Source organism: Catellatospora sp. IY07-71, from assembly GCF_018326265.1.
GTDB lineage: Bacteria > Actinomycetota > Actinomycetes > Mycobacteriales > Micromonosporaceae > Catellatospora.
Window position 1 is genome coordinate 7,305,220 of record NZ_AP023360.1, and the last position, 24,265, is coordinate 7,329,484.

At 70.7% G+C, this 24,265-nt stretch carries 17 protein-coding genes and 1 pseudogene; 7 read left to right on the forward strand and 11 right to left on the reverse strand.

Annotation, left to right across the window (positions count from 1 at the left end; all coding sequences use genetic code 11):
• Position 1 precedes the first annotated feature (1 nt).
• From CS0771_RS32590 to CS0771_RS32605, 4 genes are all read right to left on the reverse strand, one after another.
• Positions 2-2,545 carry a M48 family metallopeptidase gene (locus tag CS0771_RS32590; RefSeq protein ID WP_212844579.1) on the reverse strand — a complete coding sequence of 848 codons (2,544 nt, stop codon included), beginning with the start codon at positions 2,543-2,545 and terminating at the stop codon, positions 2-4.
• Positions 2,542-3,033 carry a hypothetical protein gene (locus tag CS0771_RS32595; protein ID WP_212844580.1) on the reverse strand — a complete coding sequence of 164 codons (492 nt, stop codon included), beginning with the start codon at positions 3,031-3,033 and terminating at the stop codon, positions 2,542-2,544. Before CS0771_RS32595 ends, CS0771_RS32590 begins: the two co-directional genes overlap by 4 nt.
• A complete protein-coding gene (locus CS0771_RS32600) occupies positions 3,030-3,671 on the reverse strand; it encodes a hypothetical protein (protein WP_212844581.1) in 642 nt (213 codons plus the stop codon). Before CS0771_RS32600 ends, CS0771_RS32595 begins: the two co-directional genes overlap by 4 nt.
• A 104-nt stretch (positions 3,672-3,775) precedes the next feature.
• The gene (locus tag CS0771_RS32605; protein WP_212844582.1) at positions 3,776-4,849 is read right to left on the reverse strand and encodes a winged helix DNA-binding domain-containing protein; all 1,074 of its coding nucleotides are present in this window, start codon (positions 4,847-4,849) and stop codon (positions 3,776-3,778) included.
• 93 nt (positions 4,850-4,942) lie between these two features.
• Here CS0771_RS32605 and CS0771_RS32610 point away from each other — a divergent pair, with 93 nt between their 5' ends.
• A complete protein-coding gene (locus CS0771_RS32610) occupies positions 4,943-5,545 on the forward strand; it encodes a hypothetical protein (RefSeq protein WP_212844583.1) in 603 nt (200 codons plus the stop codon).
• Between the two features lie 22 nt (positions 5,546-5,567).
• Here the strand turns inward: CS0771_RS32610 and CS0771_RS32615 are convergent, their stop codons facing one another.
• Positions 5,568-5,969, reverse strand: coding sequence for a hypothetical protein (locus CS0771_RS32615; protein ID WP_212844584.1), 402 nt, complete (start codon positions 5,967-5,969; stop codon positions 5,568-5,570).
• A 127-nt stretch (positions 5,970-6,096) separates the two neighbouring features.
• On the opposite strand from CS0771_RS32615, the gene CS0771_RS32620 reads away from it, so the two are divergent.
• The 3 genes from CS0771_RS32620 (at position 6,097) to CS0771_RS32630 (ending at position 7,466) form a co-directional block, all read left to right on the forward strand.
• Positions 6,097-6,438 (forward strand): helix-turn-helix transcriptional regulator, encoded by a 342-nt coding sequence (locus CS0771_RS32620; RefSeq protein WP_212844585.1) that lies wholly within the window; start codon positions 6,097-6,099, stop codon positions 6,436-6,438.
• Positions 6,439-6,441: 3 nt separating this feature from the next.
• Entirely contained in the window at positions 6,442-6,927 is a 486-nt protein-coding gene (locus CS0771_RS32625) for an SRPBCC domain-containing protein (RefSeq protein WP_212844586.1), read from the forward strand.
• Positions 6,928-6,995: 68 nt separating this feature from the next.
• Positions 6,996-7,466, forward strand: a complete 471-nt coding sequence (locus tag CS0771_RS32630; protein WP_212844587.1) for a helix-turn-helix domain-containing protein — start codon at positions 6,996-6,998, stop codon at positions 7,464-7,466.
• Positions 7,467-7,476: 10 nt separating this feature from the next.
• Here CS0771_RS32630 and CS0771_RS32635 read toward each other — a convergent pair whose 3' ends face one another.
• Together CS0771_RS32635 and CS0771_RS32640 are read right to left on the reverse strand one after the other, a co-directional pair.
• Complete coding sequence (locus CS0771_RS32635; RefSeq protein WP_244871166.1) at positions 7,477-8,736, reverse strand: PKD domain containing protein; 1,260 nt, start codon at positions 8,734-8,736, stop codon at positions 7,477-7,479.
• A gap of 30 nt (positions 8,737-8,766) precedes the next feature.
• Positions 8,767-9,474 carry a hypothetical protein gene (locus CS0771_RS32640; RefSeq protein WP_212844589.1) on the reverse strand — a complete coding sequence of 236 codons (708 nt, stop codon included), beginning with the start codon at positions 9,472-9,474 and terminating at the stop codon, positions 8,767-8,769.
• 765 nt (positions 9,475-10,239) lie between these two features.
• On the opposite strand from CS0771_RS32640, the gene CS0771_RS32645 reads away from it, so the two are divergent.
• The 3 genes from CS0771_RS32645 (at position 10,240) to CS0771_RS32655 (ending at position 18,261) form a co-directional block, all read left to right on the forward strand.
• On the forward strand, positions 10,240-16,017 hold the full coding sequence (locus CS0771_RS32645; RefSeq protein WP_244871167.1) for a ThuA domain-containing protein: 5,778 nt from the start codon (positions 10,240-10,242) through the stop codon (positions 16,015-16,017).
• Positions 16,018-16,192: 175 nt separating this feature from the next.
• Positions 16,193-16,867 (forward strand): response regulator transcription factor, encoded by a 675-nt coding sequence (locus tag CS0771_RS32650; protein ID WP_305835477.1) that lies wholly within the window; start codon positions 16,193-16,195, stop codon positions 16,865-16,867.
• 68 nt (positions 16,868-16,935) lie between these two features.
• Entirely contained in the window at positions 16,936-18,261 is a 1,326-nt protein-coding gene (locus CS0771_RS32655; protein ID WP_244871168.1) for a HAMP domain-containing sensor histidine kinase, read from the forward strand.
• Between the two features lie 53 nt (positions 18,262-18,314).
• Here CS0771_RS32655 and CS0771_RS32660 read toward each other — a convergent pair whose 3' ends face one another.
• From CS0771_RS32660 to CS0771_RS32675, 4 genes and pseudogenes are all read right to left on the reverse strand, one after another.
• A complete protein-coding gene (locus CS0771_RS32660) occupies positions 18,315-20,393 on the reverse strand; it encodes an MMPL family transporter (RefSeq protein WP_244871432.1) in 2,079 nt (692 codons plus the stop codon).
• Between the two features lie 672 nt (positions 20,394-21,065).
• A protein-coding gene (locus CS0771_RS32665) for an IS3 family transposase (RefSeq protein ID WP_212842432.1) occupies positions 21,066-22,231 on the reverse strand; the annotation gives its coding sequence in 2 pieces (ribosomal slippage) (positions 21,066-21,944 and positions 21,947-22,231; 1,164 coding nt in all).
• Positions 22,232-22,571: 340 nt separating this feature from the next.
• The gene (locus CS0771_RS32670) at positions 22,572-23,633 is read right to left on the reverse strand and encodes a tetratricopeptide repeat protein (protein ID WP_212844593.1); all 1,062 of its coding nucleotides are present in this window, start codon (positions 23,631-23,633) and stop codon (positions 22,572-22,574) included.
• Positions 23,634-23,982: 349 nt separating this feature from the next.
• Positions 23,983-24,186: pseudogene (locus CS0771_RS32675) on the reverse strand (transposase); the annotation flags it as partial.
• Positions 24,187-24,265 lie beyond the last annotated feature (79 nt).

The following is a 24,265-nucleotide window of genomic DNA, read 5'->3' on the forward strand; positions in this document are numbered from 1 at the left end:
GCTACGTCTGTCCGACACCTGCACGCGGGCCACGGGCCGACGGCCAGTGGTCGGCGGGGACCTTGGCGGCCTCGGCCGCGGCGACGATGCCGCAGTAGTTGGCGATCGCCCGGTTGGCCTGGTGGTTGCGGGTCAAGTCGGCGGCGAGCAACGCGCGCATGGCCTCGTTGCCGAGTTTCTGTAGCACGATGTCGTCTGAGGACGCGGCGGCGGTGGCGGCGACGCCGAGCCTGCTCGGCCACGTCGTGCCGGCCAGGTCGGTCAGCCCGACGCCGTAGGAGTGGGCGGCGAGGCCGTAGCTGCACGCGACGGCGCGCGGCAGGCTCCCCGGCCGGATCGATGCCGCGTACTGCCGCAGCAGATTCGCCGCTTCCGGCGACATCGCCGTGGTGTTGTCGGTGCCGCGCAGGTACATGGCGACCCCGGCCCCGCCGATGACGGCGACCGCGAGCACCGTGGGCAGCAACCTCGCCACGGCCAGCCAGCGGGGGCCTGTCGGCGGCGGGGGCGTGCTGGGGCGCAGCGGCACCCGTACGGCCGATCCCGCCATCGCCGCGAGCGCGGCCAGCACGACGGCCAGGACCGCTCCCGCCATGGTGACGCCGGTCAGGCCCTGGACGGCGAAGCCCGCGCTGCGGGCGGCGCAGTCGAGCACGTTCGTCGTACAGGTGGCGGTGATCAGGTAGGCGGCCACGACGGCGACGAGGACGGGCACGGCCGTGAGCGCGGCCAGGGCGGCGTGGACGGCTGCCTCCCCGGTCCGCCGGTGCCCGCCGCGCCACAGCCCGAGCCCGAACGCGCACACCGCGACGACGCTCCCGGCGACGACCCCGCACAGGCCGAGTGCGGGCCACACCTGCCCCGCACGCAGCAGCCCGCCCAGTCTGTCCTGGAACGGGAGCATGGCCAGCGCGAACCCGATCGCGATGGCACAGGCGGTCAGCAGCGCCCTGCCGACCTCTGCCTGCCGCCCGCGGATCAGCCCCGCGACGGGATAGACGCAAGCCCAGATCACCCCGACGACCAGCACCGGGTTGCTGATCATCGCGCCGAGGCCGATCGTCACGGTCTGCCAGGTCGGGTACGACGACACCAGCATCGCGGGCAGCTTGAGCCAGGCCGACACCCACCACCCGAACACGGCGGCGGCCGCGAGCACTCCGAAGATCGCCTGCCCGCGCGGCCGCGGGTTGCCGCGCAGGTGGCAGTACGCGCTGCGGACGACCCAGCGCAGGTAGACCTGGCACAGCACCAGCAGCACGGCCGCGACCCCGGTGGCGACCAGCGGCTCGGACCACAGGACCTGCGCCCAGCTGCCCGCCTCGGGCAGGTTCGGGGTGAGCAGCTGGCCGAGCAGCAGCCCGCCGGTCAGCGCCGCCGCGGCAGGCCACGTCGCCGGGGGCCGCGCATCGGCGTCTGCCAGCGCCCGCTGGACCGCGCGCCAGGCCGATCCGGCGACCACCGCCGCCGCGCACATGCCCAGCAGCAGGCCGAGGATCCAGTCGTGGACGTAGAGCCGCGCATCGGGCCACCCGGTGCCGAGCAGGAAGCCCAGCAGCGGGTACGCGAATCCGAGCAGCACGCCCGCGCCCAGCGCCTCACCGGGGTGCAGCCGGAACAGCACCGCGTGGTCGTCGAGCGCGGCCAGGCGCTGCGACTCGGTGGGGTGGTTGGCGCCGAACCGCCACCGCCTCCGGCCGCCGTGCCGGGGCTGCAGCGCGGCCGCCACGTCGGCGGTGTCACCGCCCGTCTCGACGGCCCGCGCGTCGGCGTAGTACTCACGCGAGCGCAGCACGGCGGTCCGGGTCAGCCACAGCACCACCAGGAACAGCGCCAGCCGCCACGACACCTGGGTCAGCATGGCCGGCTCCACGGCGCTGTAGATCACGGCGGGCACCACCACCACGGCGAGGAAACCCCACCACAGCGCCAGCGTCAGGTACGTGATGTCGATGTCGCGGTTGCGCACGTGGGCCAGCTCGTGGGACAGGACGCCGCGCAGCACCCGCGGGTCCCGGCCACCGTGGGCGAGCAGCCCCATGTCGAGCATGATGCGGTAGCGGCCGAACCGCCCGAACGCCCGCGCCCCGGCGGTGCCACGCAGGGTCGCGACCTCGACGTGCACCGGCTGCCCTGAGGCGGCCAGGACCTCGTGCGCGCTGCGTACGGCCGGGCTGTCCGGCATCGCAGCCAGCGGGCGCAGCGGCTCTCTGCTGATGAACCGGGGCGCCAGGGCGTACGCGAGCACCGCGACCAGCAGCAGCACCCCCACCATCGCGGCGACCTGGCCGAACGCCGACCGGTAGGCGCCGTTGACGCAGCCGGTGAACCCGTCGGTCAGCGCCGCGCCGTCCAGGCCGAGCACCTGCCGGCGGGCGTCGTTGACGCACTCCACCCGCGCCGCGGCCACCGGGCCGCGGAAGGTCCCGCCGAACAGGCCCGCGATCCAGCTGAACACCATGATCGAGCCGATGGCCGTGGTGAGCATCAGCAGCACGAACCTGGCGCTGGTCGCGCTGGGCAGCACGAACGGGTCGGGCCTCACCTCGCCGGCCCGGTCAGCGCCGCGGTGATGAGGTTGGCCACCCGCTGCGCCCGCTCCGGCTCCACCTTGGAATCCAGCGCCAGCTGCAGCGCCAGCCTCCCGACCTCGGCCGCGTCGGTGCTGGACAGCTGCGGCAGCGGGGTGTCCGGACCCTGCGGCGCCACCGCGCTGCTCAGGCGCTTGCGCAGCTTCCGCCTCTCCCACCAGCCCTTCGCCTGCCCGCTCACCCCGGCGGCCAGCACCTCGCAGGTGACCCCGTTGAGGATGGTCAGCACCAGCGCGACCAGCATTCCCGCGCCACCCGCGAGGTCGAACCCGACCGGGTCGTCACCGGAGCGGCCCTCCAGGGCCGTGCGCACGGCGCGGTCCCGGCCGCTGTCGCTGCCGAAGAACCCCGCCGAGACGGGGTCGAGCAGCGCGAGCTCCTCGGGGGCGAGCTCCCCCAGGATCGCGGCCGCGGCCTCGTTGATGGTCGGCGCTTCGGTCATGACGTCCCCTTGGTCTTGGCGACGGCGGCCCGCACGACCGCCTCCGTGATCTTGGTATCGACCGGGCTGAACCCGCTGTGCGCCAGGTGGATCACCAGTCCGCCACTGCGCACGGTGACCTCGTCGGAGTAGTACGGCGGCAGCCCCGGCGCCGTGGTGACGAACCTGAGCGCGACCGTCTCGTCGCCCAGACCCGCCAGGACACCCGGCTCGACGGTCGTCGTCAGCGGCGTCCCGTTGGCGTCACGGGCCGTGAACGTGGCGCACAGCGAGACGCGCCGGGCCGTACGCAGCTGCTCGCGCGCGCCCGGCACACCGCGCTGGTACAGGGCCAGGCGCAGGAAAGGACCGGAGACGCCGGTGGCGAACCGGGTCTGCGCGTCGGGCCGGACCTCGGCGGTGATGTCGGGGCAGCCCTGCACGTTCTGCGCGGGTGTGTCCGGGGCGTCGAAGTAGCCGAACCCGGGCGGCAGGTCGGCCGCGGTCAGCAGCGCGGCCTGCAACGCCGTGGACGGCGAGGGCGCGGCGGCCGCCGGGACGGCAGCGGTGGGCAGCGGCACCAGGTCGGGCAGCTCCCGCAGGCCGCAGCCGCTCAGCAGCACACAGCACAGGAGTACGCCGAGCCCGCGTCCGACCACACCATCCTTTATAGACTCGGCCTGGTCAGGCGGGACACCGCCCGATGCGGTGAGTCGGCAACCTGATCGTGTGACACCGAACGGGTGTGTCGCCGCGCGCCGGCTCAACCGGGCGGATTCAGGAACGCCGCCGTCTCGGCCGTTTCCCGCGCGACGCCGGCCTGGACCTCCTCGGCCAGGGGCGTGAACGGCTCCACGGTGATCGCCCGGCCACGGGACCACGTGCCGGCGACGCGCCCGTCGACCAGCACGGTCGGCCGGATCACGCCCCCGCCGGGCCATACGCGTGCCTCGAACTCGGCGTCGACCGACTCCTGGCGGGTGCGGTAGCCGGTCAGGTAGTTGTCGTACGCGGGCAACAGGCGCACGTCCGGCGCACCCGACCGGTCACCGTCCTCCTGGACGCCTCCGGCGAGGACGGTCAGGTCGCCGTCCGTGACGATCGCCCCGGATCGGGCCATCGCCTGCCACGCCCTGCGGGCCGAGGTGACGGCGAGGCCCGACCAGGCGGCGAAGTCGCCGACCGCCGCCGGGGCGTACGCGGCGAGATAGCGGCGCGCCAGTTCGACGACGGCCGCGTCACCCGCCAGGCCCGGCGCGCCGGGCGCCGGGGCCCAGTCGCGCAGCAGCACGTACGTCGGCTCGCCCGCACGCAGCGGCCCGTGGCACAGCAGGCCGGTCAGCGCGGCGTACCGGATCAGGTGAAACGGCGCCTGACCGGTCGGGGCGACGCCGAGGGCGGCGAGCTGCTCGGCCAGCTCGGCTCTGGTGAGCGGGCCGTGCGCCGCGAGCAGCCGGCCGATCAGCTCGCCGGCCCGCAGCCGCAGCTCGTCGGTGATGCCGAGATCCCGGTAGCGCGAGCCGGTCCCGGCGATCACCCGTGGGGCGAGCAGGGCGGTGACCCAGCCGACGTCCTCCGCCGGGATGGTGTGCAGCGTGCCGCGCATGAACCAGTTGCGCACGATCGTCCGGTCGTCCTCGTACGCGGCGCGGATCGCCGCGGCGGTGAGGTTCTGCCCGCGCACGCGGATGCCCAGATCGGCGGCGACGGTGTCCTGGGCCTGGATCGCGAAGACCTGGCGCACGACGTCCTCGGCGCTGCGCCCGCGCCTGCCCCCGGCCAGCGACTGGGCACGGGCGCGCGCTTCGCTCAGGGGCTCGGCGGCTCGGCGGGACACGGCCTCGACGGTACGGCACCGGCCGAATCCCGTTGCGCCGTGCCGGGTGGATCACTAGCGTCCACGGCCACACCCGACGCGAAAGGCACCCGCATGGCGCAGCGCCTGCCCCGGCCCGTTTCCATCGCCTCCTACCTGCTGCTCGCACTGGGCGCTGTCGCACTGATCGATGTCGCGGTCTCGGTGTCCGCTCTGGTGCGGATCGCGGACGAGGGTCCGCGGTTCCTCGCCTCGCCGCTCGCGCAGCAGGTCGCCGATCCCGAGCTGGTGGTGGAGACCACGCGGCAGGGACTGTCGTGGAATGCCACGGTCGCCGCGGCGATCCTGGTCGTGTTCGGTGTGCTCGGCCTGCTCATCCGCCGCCCGTATGCGGCCGCCCGCAACCTCGTGTGGGTCGGCGGCTCGGTGGCCCTGTTCGTGCTCTCCTGCGGTGTCACGGTCAACCCGGACTACGCGGCCCCGGCCGACGGCGCGGGCAGCCGGTGGTGGTCGATCACCGAACTCGGGCTCATGCCGGCGTGGCATTCCGGCGTACGCAGCGCGCTGACCGCGGCAGAGCTGGCGCTACTGATCCTGGGCTGCCTGCAGCTGCTCCGGCCCGGTGCTCGTGACCACTACCGCAAGCAGACCTCCGAGATCAGCCTGGGCGCGGTGTTCGCGCAGCGTGCGGAGCGGCTGAAGCGCGAGGGCGCCTGACCCGGCGGCAGTACCGGCCGGGTCAGCGGCGACGGGTGCGGCGGAAGCCGGTGTCGCGCATGTGCGGCAGCAGCCACGCCGCGCCGCAGCCGAGCGCCGCCAGCAGCACCAGCGGTGTCAACGCGGGCACGGTCACCAGCAGTCCCGCGGCCGCGATGGAGGCCAGGTAGCCGGCGGCGTACCGGTGGCGGCGCGGCGGGGTCTCCTCCCGGGCGGCCGGGTTCCACCATGCCGGGGGCTCGGCCTTGCGGCGCCGGATCTCGGCGCGGATGGCCTTGTTGACGGTCTCCCACAGGTCCCGGCGGTACTCGTAGTCCAGTTCCTTGTAGTCGGTCGGGAACCGGTGGGCCAGCAGGGTCAGCCGCAGATACAGGGTCTCGTCGGTGACGGTCCGCAGGTCCTGCATCAGGGGATCGTCGGGCATTGCCACCCCTTCCGGCGAGGCCTGCCATCGACGGTATCGGCATCAAACAGGCAAAGCGATCCCTCGACAGGGCTATGCGTCGGCGATCCGCTTGCAACCTACAACCGATTGGTTGTAGGTTGGAGCCGTGACCGAGCAGCGCGAAGATCAGGCGGACGCCTTCTTCCACGCTCTGGCCGACCGGACCCGGCGCGACATCATGCGCCGCGTGCTGGCCGGGGAGCACTCGGTCTCCGCTCTCGCAGCGAAATACGACATGAGCTTCGCCGCCGTGCAGAAGCACGTGGCCGTGCTCGAACGAGCCGGGCTGCTCACCAAACGACGCAGTGGACGCGAGCAGCTGGTCAGCGGCGACGTGGCGGCGGTGCGATCGGTGGCGTCCATGCTCACCGAGCTGGAGCAGATCTGGCGCGGCCGCATCGCGCGCATCGACGAGCTCATCGCAGCCGACCTGACCCTGGAGGACTGAACCATGCCTGTCACCGACGTCCGGCACGACCTCGACGCCCTGACGCTCACCATCACCGCCGACTTCGCCGCCCCGGTGGAGCGCATCTGGCAGGTCTACGCCGACCCGCGCCAGATGGAGAAGGTATGGGGGCCGCCCACCTACCCCGCGACCGTGGTCGAGCACGACCTGCGGCCCGGCGGGCGCGTCACCTACTTCATGACCGGCCCGGAGGGCGACAAGCACGCCGGCTACTGGCTCGTCACGGCCGTCGAGGCGCCCACGAGCCTGTCCTTCGACGACGGCTTCGCCGACCTCGACTTCACGCCGAACCCCGACCTGCCTGTCACCAAGAACGTCTACACCTTCACCGCCCACGACGGCGGCACCCGGGCGACGTACGTGAGCAGCTTCGAGTCCGCCGAGCAGCTGCAGCAGCTGCTCGACATGGGCGTCGTCGAGGGCGCGACGGGCGCGATCAGCCAGATCGACGAGCTGGTCGCCTCCTGACACCAGCCGGCTCCGATCGGGCCGGGCGTCGCGCGGGGGCGCCCGGCCCGGCATGAGATCGTCTGTCGGTGGACATGGTGGAGCTGCTGGCACACCCGCTGCGGCTGCGGCTCCTGCACGCCGCACGCCGCGGCGCCCTCAGCATCGCGGAGTTCCGCGCCGCGATCCCGGAGGCCGGCAAGGCCACCCTCTACCGGCAGATCCTCATCCTGACCAGGGCCGGGCTGCTGGAGGTGGCGTCCCAGCGCCGGGTGCGCGGCCAGCTCGAACGCAGCTACCGCCTGCGCCAGGCCGCGGAGCAGACCGGTGCCGACCCGCGTCCGGGCCGCGGGCGCCTGCACCACGCGGTGCTGCTGGCCACGGCGGTGGCGGCCCTCGTGGTGGAGTTCGAGACGGTCAGCGGCAGGGAGCCGCGAGGCACGTCGGCCGGTGCCGCCTCATCGACCGCACTGACCCTGTCCGAGCAGGAACTACAGGCTCTGCGGCAGATGATCGACCGGCTGGCGACGGCACCGGACGGGCCCGAAGACACGCCCTGAGCAGGTACGGCTACTGATCCCGGCGGGGGAAGAAGCCGACGCGGCCGTGGTACTCGTGCCCGAGGCGGTCGGTGTCCGAGCCCACGAACAGACCCTTGGCGATCGACAGGAACGCCCGCAGACCCTCGCCGCGCGTGCGGGTGGGATTCCACGGCAGCGCACGGCCGCTGCGGGGGTCGATCGCGCCGATGCCCTTGCGGTCGACGGCTCCGGGCCCTTTGGACTTGTCACCGTCCGGGTTGTCCAGCCATTGCAGGTGGCCGCCGACGTACACCGCGGCGGGGGTGACCTCGACGGCGAACAGCGAGTTGCCGCCGGTGTGGTTGACCCAGGTCGGCTGCTGCTCGCCGTGGCCTGCCGTCTCGTAGCGGGCGGCGGTGCCGCAGGCCAGCTCGTCGTCGGAGCTGTGGCCGCTGGTGACGATGACGGCGAAGCGGCCGTCGGGTGAGAAGTCGGCGGCGCGCAGGTAGGTGTGGAAGCCGTCGCCGCAGTCGTCCAGCCCGTAGAAGGAGGTGTGCCAGTCGGTGACCTTCGCCGCCGGGGTGCTGATGTCGAGCATCGCGACCTGCTCGCGAGGGTTGCTGTCGGCGGTGGTGAACGAGCCGATGGCCAGCAGCCGCGCGCCGTCGGCCGAGATGGCGACGTCCTGGACCTTCACGGGCCGGTCGGCTGGTGCGGCCAGCCGGGCGTCGAAGGCCGGGTCGAGCGCGCCGGTGTCGGCCGACATCCGGATCAGGCCGCGGCTGTAGGTCTGGTCGTCGACGGCGACCCGCCCGCCGACGTACAGGTCGTCTCCGTGGCGGGCCAGGGTGAGCACCTCACCGGTGATCTTCGGCGTGAAGCCGGGCACGGGTCTGCCGGTGGCCGGGTCGAGGCGCGTGATCGCCCGCTGCGGCAGGCCGTCGACGGTGCGGAAGTCGCCCGCGGCGATGACGGTGCCGTCGGGGCCGGGCGACAGCGCGTACACCGGGCCGTCGAACTTCGGGGCGAGGTCGAGGACGGCTCCGTCGCTGATCCGGAAGGCCATCAGGTTGTGCCGCTCGTACCGGGTGGCCTTGTCGGCGCTGGTGACGGCGCCGAACTCGCCCGCGACGAGGACCGTGTCGCCGACCCGGGCCAGCGCCCAGACCTCGCCGTCGGTGAGGTGCGGCGTCCAGTCGGCCGGGTCGTCGTGGACCGGCTGCGGCGGTGCCGCGGCGGCGGGCGCGGCCGCCAGCAGGCACGCGGCCAGCGCGGTGACGGCGGGAAACGTGGCACGGTGTCTGCGCACGCCGTGGTCAACGAACGGCATGATCACCGGTCACGCGACCGGCGGGTGCTGGGCCGCACCGGCGAGCGCGATCAGGGAGACGCGGCCGCCCAGGTCAGCACCCAGGCCGCGGTGCGCGCCGGGTAGGAACAGGCGGCAGGTGCCGAGGTCCATGCCGTTGGCGCGGTCGTTGTCACAGACGACCGCACGGTGGCCCGCGTTCACCTTCAGCGACCGGACGGTCCCGGCCAGCCTGTCGAGGTCGCCGTCGACCTGCTCGTATCCGCCGGTGCCGAGCTTGAGCCGCGCGCCGGTCAGGCCTTCGTCCTGGTACGCCGTGGCGCCGCCGGTCCCGGCGGGGCGGGCGACGACCGCCAGCAGCGAGATGCGGTCGCTGAGGTCGTCGCCGACGTGGTCGTGCCGGCCCGCGCCGAAGTAGCGGCACAGCCCGAGGCTGCCGGTCGGGCCGCTCCCCTCGCCGCCGCCGTCCTCGCAGGCCACCACCTGGTAGCCGGGGGCGACCCGCAGGGAGGTGATCTGGTCGTTGCCCACCGCGCCGAGGCCGCCGGAGGACGTGTCGTACACGCCCGTGCCGAACGGCTGGCTCTGCCCGCCCTGCATGCGGTCGCTGTAGGCGACCAGCGCGGAAGGGCGGGCGGGCGGCGTCGGCTGCGCCGCCGGGGCAGCGCCGGCCGCGGTCTGCGAAAGGGCGAGCACGCTGCCCGTACCCACGCCCGCCATCAGCGATCGAATCCGCATGAAGGTACTCCTGGAGCCACCCGCGTCGCGGGCCTGTCGGATGTGCCGCCCGGTGCTCTCCCTGCCAGCCCGGGCGGCCGTTCCGGGTGCCGCGGGCCGCTGCGGGAGGTACCAGACAGTCGGATCAACTGATCAACTCGGCATCCGAAATGTCTGTTCTGGTAAATTTCCCCGGCATACGTCATGAACCCCAAGTACATGATCACGATGGCCGATGAGCTGCTGCTTGCCTGATCAGGCTGGCCGGGCGGTGACGGCCATCGCGATTTGCCACCCGGCCACACGACGATACGCGGTCGTAGTGATTCTGCGGCCTGGGCATCCGTAAGGGGCCTGCCTTCGGCAATTGGCGGCGAAGAGGTCAGCGCAGTCTGCACGGCTCCCGCAGGCAGTCGGCGTGCCGGGGCCCAAGCGCACGACGGTGAGAGCTGAGCCTGAGGCTACTTCGGAGTCGTGAACGGCGGGCAGCTCGAAGGTGAGTGGTCGTGCCCGGCCCAGCGGGGTCCTAAAAGGACTAGTCGGCCAGGACTCTATTGGGTGCCAAGCGTGTTATCGAAACGTTACGCAATTGGCGGACATCGATCAGACCACAACTTCCGTGGCGGCGCTAGTTTGTTCAGTGCATGAACTATTGCCCCTCAACTGGTCTTCGGCGAGCCGCGGAGGGGTCCGCAGTCCTGTCCAGACATTGGAGACCTCTTCGTGTACTCGAGACGTCGTAGCCGCACCCATCCGAAAATCGGAGCGCGCTCTCTCCTCGGTTCGGTGCTCGCGCTCGCCATGACCGTGATCGCGCTTGCCGTCGGGCAGTCGCCCGCGCAGGCCGCGCCGGCGACCACCAATCAAGCCAACGCGGCGCTTGCACCGTTCTCAGTGCTGGTCTTCTCGAAGACCGCCGGGTTCCGGCATGATTCCATTCCCGCCGGTATCGCAGCGATCCAGCAGCTCGGCGCCGACAACGGGTTCACGGTTGCCGCGACCGAGGACGCCGGCGCGTTCACCGACGCCAACCTCGCCCAGTACGCGGCGGTGATCTGGCTGTCCACCACCGGTGATGTGCTCGACGCCGCCCAGCAGGGGGCCTTCGAGCGCTACATCCGTGCCGGTGGCGGGTTCGCCGGCGTGCATTCCGCCTCGGACACCGAGTACGGCTGGGCCTGGTACGGCAACCTGGTCGGCGCCTACTTCTCGGCGCACCCGAACAACCAGCAGGCGACCATCAAGGTCGAGGACCCGGCGCACCCGTCGACGGCTTCGCTGCCGGCGCAGTGGTCGCGGCTCGACGAGTGGTACAACTTCCAGGCGAACCCGCGCAGCAAGGTGCATGTGCTGGCCAGCCTGGACGAGCGGTCCTACTCGCCGGGCACCGGTGCGATGGGCGCCGACCACCCGATCGCGTGGTGCCACGATTACGACGGCGGCCGGTCCTGGTACACCGGTATCGGTCACACCATCGCGTCGTACACCGAGCCCTCGTTCCTGGCTCACCTGCTCGGCGGCATCCAGACGGCCGCCGGCGCGCTCGACTCCGACTGCAGCGCGTCGCTGACCAGCGGGTACGAGAAGGTGACGCTGGACAGCAACACGCAGAATCCGATGGAGCTGGACATCGCGCCGGACGGCCGCGTCTTCTACATCGAGCGTGACGGCCGGGTGCAGATCGTCAAGCCCGCCACCGGCACCACGGTGACCGCAATCGACCTGGATGTCTTCACCGGCAACGAGGACGGCCTGATCGGGATCCGGCTGGACCCGAACTTCGCCACCACCAACTGGGTCTACCTGTACTGGGCGCCCAACGACGGGGTGACCCGTAACCGGATCTCCCGGTTCACGGTCAGCGGCGACAGCATCGACCTGGCCGGCGAGAAGGTGGTGCTGGAAGTGCCGACGCAGCGCGCCACCTGCTGCCACGCCGGCGGTTCGATGGTGTTCGACAGCGCCGGCAACCTGTACCTGGCCACCGGCGACAACACCAACCCGTTCGAGTCCGACTCGTTCACCCCGATCGACGAGCGGGCCGGGCGCCAGAACTATGACGCCCAGCGCACCTCCGGCAACACCAACGACCTGCGCGGCAAAATCCTGCGCATCCACCCGGAGGCCGACGGCACGTACACCATCCCGAGCGGGAACCTCTTCCCGCAGGGTACTGCGATGACGCGGCCCGAGATCTTCGCGATGGGCTTGCGCAATCCGTTCCGGATCGGCATCGACGCGAAGACGAACACGCTGTACGTGGCCGACTACGGCCCGGACGCGGGCGCGGCGAACCCCAACCGCGGCCCGGAAGGGACCGTCGAGTGGAACATCGTCCGGCCCGGCAACTACGGCTGGCCGTACTGCCACGGGGCTAACTACGCCTACAACGACTACACCTTCCCCAGCGGACCGTCCGGCGCGAAGTTCGACTGCGCGGCACCGGTCAACAACTCGCCCAACAACACGGGTCTGACCAACCTCCCGCCGGCGGTCAGCGCCACCGTCGACTACGACTACAGCGGCAACCCGCTGTTCCCGGAGCTCGGTGGCGGCGGCGCGCCGATGGGCGGGCCGGTCTACCGCTACGACCCCGACCTCGTCTCCGAGCGCAAGTGGCCGGCGTACTACGACGGCAAGGCGATGTTCGGCGAGTGGAACCAGAACAAGATGTACGCGTTCCAGGTGTCCGCCGTCGGCAAGTCGCTGGTCGACATCAACAACATGCTCAGCGGCATGACCTTCCTGCGGCCGATGGACTTCGAGTTCGGTCCGGACGGCGCGCTCTACCTGATCGAGTGGGGTACCGGATTCGGCGGCAACAACGGCGACTCCGGGATCTACCGCATCGACTACATAGCGGGCGAGCGGGCCCCGATCGCGGTCGCGACCGGCACGCCGGACTCCGGACCGGCGCCGCTCACGGTGCAGTTCTCCAGCGCCGGGTCGCGTGACCCGAACGGCGGGGCGCTGAGCTACGCGTGGACGTTCGGTGACGGCGGCACCTCCACCGCGGCCAACCCGTCGCACACCTACCCGGCCGCCGGTAACTACACGGCGCAGCTGACGGTCACCAACACCGCCGACCGTACGGCCGTCGCGAACGTGACGGTCACGGTCGGCAACACGGCGCCCACCGTCACCATCTCGTTCCCGCCGGACGGCGGCTTCTTCGAGTGGGGCGACCAGGTCAAGTACACCGTCGCGGTGACCGACCCGGAGGACGGGACGATCGACTGCTCGAAGGTGACCCTGCAGTACTACCTGGGTCACGACCAGCACGCGCACCCCCTGCAGTCGTACACCGGGTGCACCGGCACCGTGCAGACGTCGCTGGCCTCCGGTCACGGCGCTGACGCCGACGTGTTCGCCGTGTTCGAGGCCAGCTACACCGATGCCGGTGGAGTCGGCGGCGCCAACGCGCTGACCGGCCGGGCGATCGAACAGCTGCAGCCCAAGCGCAAGCAGGCCGAGTACTTCACTGCCACCGGACGGGCCCCGGACGGCGTCGGCGGCGGCGACCCGGGCGTGCAACCGGAGACGACGACGGACACCGCCGGCGGCTTCCAGAACATCGGCTTCATCGAGGACGGCGACTTCTGGTCGTACGCCCCGGTGAACCTGACCGGTATCGACGCGCTGCGGTTCCGGGTGGCGTCGAACGCCGCCGGTGGGCGCATCGAGGTACGGGCCGGTGCGGCGGACGGGCCGGTGCTCGCCACCGCGACAGTCCCGGGCACCGGCGGCTGGCAGACCTTCACCGATGTCACCGCGACGCTGAGCAGCCCGAGCACGGTGACCGGGCCGCTCTTCCTGGTGGCGAAGAACCCGGCAGGCAACACCGGCACGGGTTCGCTGTTCAACGTCAACTGGGTCGACTTCCTGGGACGCGGCGTGACCGACAACGCGCCGCCGGTGGTCACCGCGTCGGCGACGCCTACCACCGGCACCGCGCCGGTGCTGGTCACCTTCACCGGCTCGGCGACCGACGCCGAGGGCGACAACCCGCTGACCTACCGGTGGGAGTTCGGCGACGGCGGCACAGCCGGCACCGCCGACGCCACGCACACCTACACCACCCCCGGCACGTACACGGCGACGCTGACCGTGTCCGACGCGCGCGGCGCGAAGTCGTACGCCAACGTGGTCGTCAGGGTCGAGGCGCCGAACAACGCCTGCCTCGGCGCCCGGTCGGACAACTTCGACGGCACGGCACTGGACAAGGGCCGCTGGTCGGCAGTGGTCCGGGAGAACCAGCTCTACTCGGTGGCCGGTGGCACGCTGCGGCTGCCCACCGCGGCCGGTGACCTCTACGGCACCCGCAACGACGCGACCAACCTGATCCTGCAGCCGGCGCCGGACGGTGCCTGGCAGGCGACCACCAAGGTGTCCGTCACCGTGGCGGCCGACTACCAGCAGGCCGGCCTGATCGTGTACGGCGACGACGACAACTACGCCAAGCTGGACCTGCTGTACGGAGGCTCCCGGAAGTTCGAGTTCATCCGGGAGACCGCCGGGTCGCCGCGCAACACCGCCGCCGACGCGGTCAGCGCCCCCGCAGAGCTCGGCAACACGGCCTACCTGCGGTTGATCAGTGACGGCGTGAACCTGACGGCAGCCTGGTCAGCTGACGGCGTGACGTTCGCGCCGGTCGGGCAGTCGGCCGCGCTGGCCGGCATCGTCAACCCGAAGGTGGGCGTGTTCGCCCTCAACGGCGGCACCACCGCGCCGGTCGTCGACGCGGCATTCGACTGGTTCCAGGTCACCCCGGACGCTCCGGCCGGGCCGATCGACCCGTCCGACGAGTTCACCGGGTCAGCCCTGGACCGGTGCAGGTGGAACGCGGTAGTCCGCGAGGACGCCACCAAGTACCGGATCGCCGACGGCAAGCTGGAGATCGACGTCCCCAACGGGGACATTTACACAGCCAGCAACACCGGGCCCACCAACTTCATCCTGCAGAACGCACCGTCCGGTGACTGGACGCTGGAGACGAAGGTGGACGGCAGCCGGCTCAACGAGCAGTACCAGCAGGCAGGCCTGCTGGTCTACCTCGACGACGACAACTACCTGAAACTGGACTACATCGTCGACAACACGGCCGGTTCCCCGGTCAGCCGGCGGATCGAGTTCCGCAGCGAGATCGCGAGTGTGGTGCAGAACCCGCAACCCGGAATCACCAGCCTCACCGACGCGGTATGGCACCTGCGACTGGCTCGGGTGGGCAGCGTCTACACGGCTTCCTACTCGGCCGACGGCACCACCTGGACGGCGCTGGAGCCGCTGACCAACACGGCCGTAGGCGACACTCCCAAGGTCGGGCTGTTCACGCTCGGCGGCAACCAGACGGCGTCGAAGCCGGCAAGCTTCGACTACTTCCGGATGACCACGCCCGGCGCCGGTGACACCACAGCGCCGGTCACCACGGCAGCGGTGACCGGCGCGGCCACCGCCGGCTGGTACACCGAGTCGCCGACGGTCACCCTGACCGCCGCCGACGAGGCAGCAGGCAGCGGCGTCGCGAGCACCCAGTACCAGCTCGACGACGCCACGACGTGGACCGCCTACACCGAGCCGCTGCTGATCAGCGGAACGGGAGCGCACCGGCTGCGCTACCGCTCCACCGACACCGCAGGCAACGTCGAGCAGGCCAAGACCGTCGAGGTGAAGGTCGACACCACGGCGCCGATCACCACGGCGACGTTCGCACCGGCCAACGACGACGGCTGGCATGCCGGGCAGGTGCCGGTGGTGCTCGCCGCCACCGACGCCGGTGCCGGCGTGGCAAAGCTGGAGTGGTCACTGGACGGCGGGCCGTGGACGCCCTACACCGAGCCGGTCGACGTCGGCGGCGACGGGCAGCACGAGCTGCTCTACCGGGCCACCGACGGGGCCGGCAACGTGGAGACCCTGAAGTCCGCCGTCCTGAAGGTCGACGGCAACCAGCCGACCGTCATCGTGGCAGGGCTGGCCGACGGCCAGCTCTACGGCGACAGCCAGGACGTCCGGGTCACCTTCCAGGCCGTCGATCCGACCTCCGGCATCGCGTCGGTCGTCGGGACGCTCAACGGCGCGCCGTACGCGACCGGCACCCTGCAGGCCATGTACGAGCTGCGGCTCGGCCTGCACGAGCTGACGGTCACCGCCACCGACAAGGCCGGCAACAAGACGGTCTCGACAGTGCGGTTCTACGTGACGACCTCGTTCCGGGACATGCAGAACCTGCTGGACCGGTTCAAGGCGACCAGCCGGCTGTCGGCCAACGCGCACAAGAAGCTGACGGCCAAGCTCACAGCGGCTCGCCAGTCCGAGGCGAACGGCAACGACGCCAAGGCCGTCAACCAGCTCAAGGAGTTCCGGGCGCTCGCGTTGAACACCTCGCTGGTGCCCGAGGCCGAAGTCAGGGCGGTACTCGTCCGCGACACCGACGCCATGATCATCAGGCTGGGCGGTACACCGCCGACCAACGCCGGGGTCAAGGCCAACGGCGGCACGTCGCTGGCCGGCGTCGGCCGGCTGGACGATGACGTCGCCCGCATCGGCAAGAACGGCCGCCTGAGGTAGACAAGCACCATCTGGTACGAGGTCGCGCCGTCACGGAATCCGTGGCGGCGCGACCTCATACCCCCTGGTTCTTCAGACAGAGGTCACGCCGACGGCTCTAATCCTGGCCTCAGGTTGTGCGAGGAGAATGACCGGAAAAGCATCGACTGGAGGGGGCTGGGCCGCCGTGCGGATCATGATCGCGGATGACGAGGCGGCCATCCGTGAGTCGCTGGAGCGGGTGCTCCAGGTCGAGGGTTACGACACCAGCACCGTCGCCAACGGTCTCGCGGTGCTCGACGGGGTCGGGGGCGACGCGCCGGATCTGCTGATCCTCGACGTGATGATGCCCCGCCTCGGCGGGTTGGAGACCTGCCGGCGGTTGCGGGCGGCGGGCCGAGATCTGCCGGTGCTGATGCTGACCGCTCGTGACCAGGTCTCCGACCGGGTCGCGGGGCTGGACGCGGGCGCGGACGACTATCTGCCCAAGCCGTTCGCCACCGAGGAGTTGCTGGCGCGGGTGCGGGCCTTGCTGCGCCGGCGCACGCCGAGCGGCGGCGAGTCGCAGATCCTGTCGTTCGCCGACGTCCGGCTCGATCCCGACAGGTTCGAGGCGTGGCGGGGCGGGCGGGCGCTCCGCCTGACCCGGACCGAGTTCTCCCTCCTGCAGGTCCTCGTGCGCAACGCGACCCGAGTGCTGAGCCGCGACGCGCTGTTCGAGGCGATCTGGGGCTTCGACATGAGCGCCACGGCCAACAACCTCCAGGTGTATGTGAGCTACCTGCGCCGCAAGATGGAGGCGGAGGGTGAGCCACGATTGATCTACACGCTGCGCGGCCTGGGTTACACGTTGCGGGAGACTCCTCCGTGAGCAGGCGCGCCCGCCGGGGACCGCGCCGGCTGACTCGATGGTGGCGCTCGCGGTCCCTGCGGACCAGGATGACGGTGATCGCGGCGACGGCTATCGCGGTCAGCGTGTTCGTGGCCTTCCAGGTGGCCAGCGAGCTGCTGGACGGGGAGCTGCAGGACACCGTGGAGGATCAGCTGCGCGCCGACTCCCACGTCCTGGCGACGAAGGCGGAGCCCGCCGGTCTGGCGCAGGTCCAGCTCCCGCCGTATCCCGGATCCGGGCCGCTGGTGCGGGTCATCCTGCCCGACGGCTCGACCCGCACGCCGGCGGGCCAACCCACGCTTCCTCCGGTCACCGAGCAGGCGGTCCGCGTCGCGGAGGGCGGGTCCGCCGACCTGATGGAGTCGGGCGACGAGGAAGGCTACCTCATCTACACGCTGCGGGCGGGCGGCGGCGCGATCCAGGCGGCCCGAGTCGCCGACGACAGCCCGGTCAACCAGTTCGGGTTCGGCATGCTGCTGATCGGGCTGCTTTGCGTGGCCGGGGGCGCCCTCGTCGGGCGGGCCGTGGCGCGGACCGGGCTGGCGCCGATCGACCGGCTGGCTGCCGCCGCGGTCCGTGTCGCACACACCCGGGATCTCGACTCCGACATCCCGGACGAGGGCGGTGGGGAGATCCGGCGGCTGATCCAGTCGATCAACGACATGCTCGCCGCGCTTCGGGACTCCCGGCGGGCCCAGCGGCTGCTCGCCGAGGACGCCGCCCACGAGCTCAAGACCCCGCTCACCAGCCTGCGCCTCAACGTCGAGCTGCTGATCCGGCTCGATCGGCGCGGCACCCTGGACAGCGCACTGCCGGCGGAGAGCCGGACCCGGCTGCTCAACGATCTCGGCACCCAGGTGGCCGAGTTGAGCACCCTTGCGGCCGAGCTGACCGAACTGGCGCGCGGTGACGTCAGCGACGAGAGCGCCGAACTGCTCGACCTCGCCGACGTGGTGGTGGCCGCCGCGACCCGGGCGCGTTCCCGCATGCCCGACATCGAGATCGCGCTGGACGTGACGTCCGTATGGGTGACCGGGCGTCCCGCCGCGCTCCAGCGGGCGGTGCTCAACCTCATCGACAACGCCGGCAAGTGGTCCCCCGCGGACCAGCCGGTCCAGGTCCGGCTCCGTGCCGAGGACGCGTCGGCGGTGCTCGAGGTCGACGACGCCGGGCCGGGCATCGACGCCGCCGACGTACCGCGGGTGTTCGACCGGTTCTACCGTGCCGACAGCGCCCGGGCGTTGCCGGGATCCGGTCTGGGGCTGTCGATCGTGCAGCGCGTCGTCGACGTCCACGGCGGCCGGACCACCGTCGCCCGCTCCGCACGCGGTGGCGCGCTGCTTCGGATCAGCCTTCCGGCCGCCGGGTCATGAAACGATCCGGGACGGGCTCAGGCCCGTCCCGGATCTCAACCGTGCCGCCGCGCTCACCGTTGCAGCGCGAACTCCTCGTCGTCCACAAGCGGGCGTTGACCCTCCGGCGGCTCCACCGGTCGGGACAGCCGGCTCGGCCACCACATCCGCCGGCCGATCAGCAGGGTGAGGGCGGGCACCAGGACCGACCGCACCAGCAGGGCGTCGAGCAGCACGCCGAAGGCGACCAGGAACCCGACCTCGATCAGCATCACCAGCGGAAGTGTGGCGAGGACCGCGAACGTGGCCGCCAGGACCAGGCCGGCCGAGGTGATGACGCCACCGGTGGCGGAGAGGGCTTTGAGCATGCCCCCGCTGGTGCCAAGCCGCACGCTCTCCTCCCGGGCCCGGCTGGCCAGGAAGATGTTGTAGTCGACGCCGAGCGCGACCAGGAACAGGAATGCCAGCAGCGGCACTGAGTAGTCGATGCCCTTGAACCCGAGGATCGTGTCGAAGACGAACACGCTGCCGCCGAAGGCCGCGGCGAACGAGACGACCACGGTGGCCATCAGGACCAGCGGGGCCACGATCGCGCGCAGCAGCAGCCCGAGGACGATCAGGACGACGGCGAGCACCAGCGGGATCACCAGTTTCTCGTCGCGGCTGGTGGTCACCTCGGTGTCGAGGTTCTCCGCACTCGGCCCGCCGACGATCGCCTCCGCCCCGCTCACCGCGTGCACGGCGGCGCGCACCCGCTTGATCGTGTCGTACTCCGCGACGGTGTCCGGCGCGTCCGTCGGGAACACGGAGATGTCCGCCCAGCCACCGCTGGTCTGACCAGGGATGGCCATGGCCACACCGCGAGTGCCCTTGACGATGTCGAGCACGCGTTCCTGGTACGCCGGCCGCGTGAAGATCGTCATCGGCTGGCCGCCGAGCTCCGGGAAGTGCTGGCGCAGCACGGTGAAGCCGCTGACCGACTCCGGCGGGGACAGGAACTGGTCCTGCTCCCGCAGGGCGCCGGTGTTGCCCGCCAGCCCGATGGCGAGCACGCCGAGGACTCCGAGCGAGCCGAGCGTCGCCACCCACCGGCGGCGGCTGATGGCGGTGCCAAGCCGTCCCCACAGCCCCGGCTTCTGCTCCACGGTCATGTCGAACCGCGGGATGGCCGGCCAGAAGATCCGCCGGCCGAGCACCACGAGCACCGCCGGGAACAGCGTCAGCATGGCCACCAGCGCGCACAGGATGCCGGCCGCACCGATCGGGCCCAACCCGCTGGTGCTGTTCAGGTCCGCGACGAGCAGGCAGAGCAGGCCGGCGACCACGGTGGCCGCGGACGCGACGATGGCCGGCGCCGCGCCGCGGAGCGCGTGGACCATCGCGACCCGGACGTTCTCGTGGTGGTGCAAAGCCTCCCGATATCGGGCGATGAGCAACAGCGCGTAGTCCGTGCCGACCCCGAATACCAGGATCGTCAGCAGCGCCGAGTTCTGGTCGTTGACCACGATGCCGAAGTTCTTGACGAGCAGGTAGACGGTCGCCATCGCGGTCAGTGCGGCCGCGCCCACGACCACCAGCGGGATGAACCACAGCACTGGGCTGCGGTAGGTGAGGATGAGCAGGAGCGTGACGACGACGACGGTGGTGAGGAAGACCTGCAGATCGATACCGTCGAACACGGCGTCCATGTCGCCGTCGACCGCGGCCGGGCCGGTCACCTCGAGTTCCAGGCCGGCCGGGCGGTCCTTCGTGGCTTCACGCAACGGGCCGACGATGGTTTCCGGTCCACCGTAGGTCGTGCTCACATCAAGGGTGAACATCATCGCCTTGCCGTCGGTGGACGGCATCGTGGGCGGGCCCTCGCCTTCGCCGTCGCCGCCGGCCACGGTCGTCACCGGCGGGTACGACTTGGCGAGGGTGTTGTGGTGGCGCTCGACCGTCGCGCGGTCCGCGTCGGTCATGCCGCCGGCGCGGTGGTACACGAAGACGAACGTGTTGTCCTCACCGCCGGGGAGACTGTCCTCCAGCACCGCCACCTTGGTGGACTCGGCACCGGCCGGCAGGGTGTCCACGGCTCTGTCGGTGGTGACCGAGGTCAACTTTCCGCTCAGCGGCACCATGACCGCCGCCAGCGCCACCCACAAGCCGATCACCAACCACGGCACCCACCGGCCTGCCAACCGACCGGCCGGTGCTTGCCCGGACGGCGCTGCGTTGACTGCCATCACTAGCCTCCTACATAGGGGATTACATCGCCTACCTGACGCCGACTTTGATACCGAGCGAATCTGAGACGACCGTTAGAACGGCGCTCAGGACGGTTGGCCGTCCGGGTACGCACGACACGGGGCAGCGCAGACGATTGCCGCAACGAAGGCCTGATCCGGGTGCAACGCGAAGCACAGCTGCTGGTTGCGGCTGTCCCGGCGGCTGACACCAGGCACCCGGAGAAGGCGGATGTGCCACGGCCCGGACGGGGTCCGGCGGTCCTCACCGAAGCCGGTCTGACGCTCGTTCTCATGTTCGTCGGCGTCACCGCGATCGTCCGCGTCCTGGGGCCGCAATCCCCGCTCGACGGTCAGTCGGTGTGGCTCAAGCTCGCCGTCATCGGCACCCTGGTGGGCATCCTCTGTAGCTTTTCGCGACGGATTTACAGACCTTCCCCGCCCACCGGATGGCGGCGAGCTACGTCTGTTGCCTTCGGGGCCGGCGGTCACGAATCGCGAAGCCGACGACGAAGCCGACGACAGCGCCGAGGCCTGCGGGTATCGCCTCAACAACCGCCACGAGAACGGGTCTGCTGCACCGATAGGTGACAGGTGTAGTCACGCGGCCTGACTGGCCGACGGGGTCATGATTGTCTCGAACTCGATCGGGGTCAACTTGCCGAGTGGGCGCTGCCTCCGGCGTCGGTGGTAGGTGCGTTCGATCCAGGTGACGATCGCGGTGCGGAGTTGGTCGCGGGTGGCCCAGGTGCGGCGGTCCAGGACGTTGTTCTGCAGCAGGCCGAAGAACGACTCCATGGCCGCGTTGTCCCCGGCCGCCCCGACTCGCCCCATCGAGCCGCGCATGCGGTGCCGGTGCAGTGCGGCGACGAACTTCCGTGATCGAAATTGCGACCCGCGGTCGGTGTGCACGACGCACCCGGCCACGCCGTCGCGGCGGGCGGTGGCGTTGTGCAGCGCGGTCACGGCCAGGCGGGACTTCATGCGCGAGTCGATGGAGTAGCCGACGATCCGGTTGGACCAGGCGTCCTTGATCGCGCACAGGTAGAGCTTGCCCTCGCCGGTGCGGTGTTCGGTTATGTCGGCAAGCCACAGCCGGTTCGGGCCGGGCGCGGTGAAGTCGCGCCGGACGAGGTCGTCGTGGACCGGTGGGCCGACCTTGCGTCCCTTGCCGCGCCGTTTGCGGGCGAAGGCGCTGAACCAGCCGTGGCCGGAGCAGATCTTCCATGCGGTCCGGTCGGCCATCGGCTGCCCGGCCGCGGCGGCTTCGTCGGCCAGGAACCGGTAGCCGAACTCGGGGTCGTCGCGGTGGGCGTCGTGCAGGGCGTTGGCTCGCCACGCCTGGGTGTACTCGGCGTCGGTGACTGGTCGGGCGAGCCAGCGGTAGTAGTGCTGGCGGGTGATCTTCAGTACCCGGCACGTCACCGCGACGGGGATGCTGTCGGCGGCCAGATCTGTCACGAGCGGGTAGATCCTTTTCCCGGCAGGTGCGCCTGGGACAGGTAGGCCGCGGCCCGGCGCAGGACCTCGTTCTCCTGCTCCAGCAGCTTGATCCGCTTGCGCGCCTCCCGGAGCTCTGCGGACTCGGTGCTGCTCACACCGGGTCTGGTGCCGGCGTCGACGTCGGCGGCGCGCATCCACTTGAACAACGTCATCGGGTGCACGCCGAAGTCGTTGGCGATCTGCTCGACCGTCACGCCGGCATCGCGGGTCTGCGCGACCCGCACGACGTCGTCACGGAACTCTCGGGGGTAGGGCTTTGGCACAGCGACATCCTTCCAGCCCGCCCACAGGGCAAGCCATCTCTGATGTCACCTATCGGTGCAGCAGACCCAAGGGAGCCCAGGAACCCAAGCTTGTCATTGACGAGGCCGAGCAGCATGCCGGCGCACAATCCTGCGACGCCAATCACCAAGGTCATCACAAGAAGCGCCTGGGGAGCGCGATCATGCGAGCCACCGAGACGAGAAGACAGCCACCCGGCGACGAAGCCGAGAACAACTGCAACGCCAGCCGCCGAGCTGCGAAGGGGCCAAAGCATGCCGCACTATATGCAGCGAAGTACAGCAACGCTGTCACCCACCGCCGCCCTCAGCCGGTCTTCACTCATGAGTCGGGGCCTTGAGCGCGTTCGAGGCGTACTTGCTCGAGTATGGCGGTATCGGAGGCGAGATCAGGGTGTTGGACCTGGCGATCGAGAGCGACGACCAATTCGAGTTCCCGGATCGCGTCGTCCAGGTTGCCGTCAGCGCGGTGGATCATCGCGATGTTGTAGCGGGTGATGGCTTCCCCGGCGCGGTCCCCGACCTCCCGCAGGGTGGACAGGGCCTCGTGGTAGTAGGCCAGGGCCTGCTGCCGGTCACCCAGCCCGGAGTACACGTGGCCGATGTTGTTGAGGGTGGCGGCTTCGCCAGCGCGGTTGCCGACCTCCCGCAGGGTGGGCAGGGCTTGGTGGTAGTAGGCCAGGGCCTGCTGCCGGTCGCCCAGCCCGTCGTACACGATGCCGATGTTGTTGAGGGTGGCGGCTTCCCCGGCACGGTTGCCGACCTCCCGCAGGAGGGGCAGGGCCTGGTGGTAGTAGGCCAGGGCCTGCTGCCGGTCACCCAGCCCGCGGTACGCGAGGCCGACGTTGTTGAAGGTGACGGCTTCCCCGGTACGGTCGCCGACCTCCCGCATGATGGGCAGGGCCTGGTGGTAGTAGGCCAGGGCCTGCTGCCGGTCACCCAGCCCGTCGTACACGCTGCCGATGTTGGTAAGGGTGGCGGCTTCGCCGGCGCGGTCGTCCACCTCCCGCATGATGGGCAGGGCCTGGTGGTAATGGGCCAGGGCCTGCTGCCGGTCACCCAGCCGGTCGTACGCGAGGCCGATGCCGATTAGGGTGGAGGCTTCGAGGGGACGGTCGCCGACTTCGCGCACGATGGGCAGGGCCTGGTCATAGCAGTCCAGCGCCTGCCGAGGCTGCCCGGTCGACGACAACGCCCAGCCCAAGAAATAGAGCGCTCTGGCGTCCGGTCCCAGCGTCAGCGTCGCCCGCGAGATCACTGCAACATCGGCGAATCTCGAAATGGGTAACCAAGCTTTGGATAACCGATCACCCATTACCTGAGCGATCTCCTGCTCCCGGCCGGCCACCGCCAGCCGATGCACCTCCGCCCATCGGGAAACCATCGACGTATGGACGCCGCCAGCCAGGCGCCTCGCATCACCAGCCAACCCACCGCTGGCAGCCGCAGCCGAACCATCCACCGACCCAGGACCTCCCGCTAGCACCGATGACCCAACCCACGCAATCGAACCCCAAGAAGCGTTCAACACCTCGCACGAGCAGCCCCGCTACACAGCAGCCAGCTATCCGATCATCCTCCTCCTCCCTGACGGACAAAAATCGAATCTCAGGTGCTGCAGCCGATGTCGCCTATGACGAGGTCGACTCCGTCAGGGCTCGGTCAAGACCCGCCTTGAGCAGGGCCGAAGACAGCGCTACCACAAGTTCACGTGATCAGGCGCTCATCCACAAGGCGGCCTGGTCATCCTTGATCGGGATCGTCGCCTTGATCCCGCGCCGTCGCGAGTGCTCGCGATTGGCGGCCGAGCTATACGCCTTGTCTGCCAGGACCCGGTCCGGGCGGATACGGGGACGCCCGCCGCCTGGACGCGGCACCCGGATGCGGGCCCGGACATTCGTGAACTGCGGGCTGTCACCGCGCTGCCCACCGGTCACCCACCCGTCCTGATTGCAGTATGCCGGGCTGGCCCATCAATTCAACGCCAAGTGAGACTTACGGCTCTGAACTGCGTGT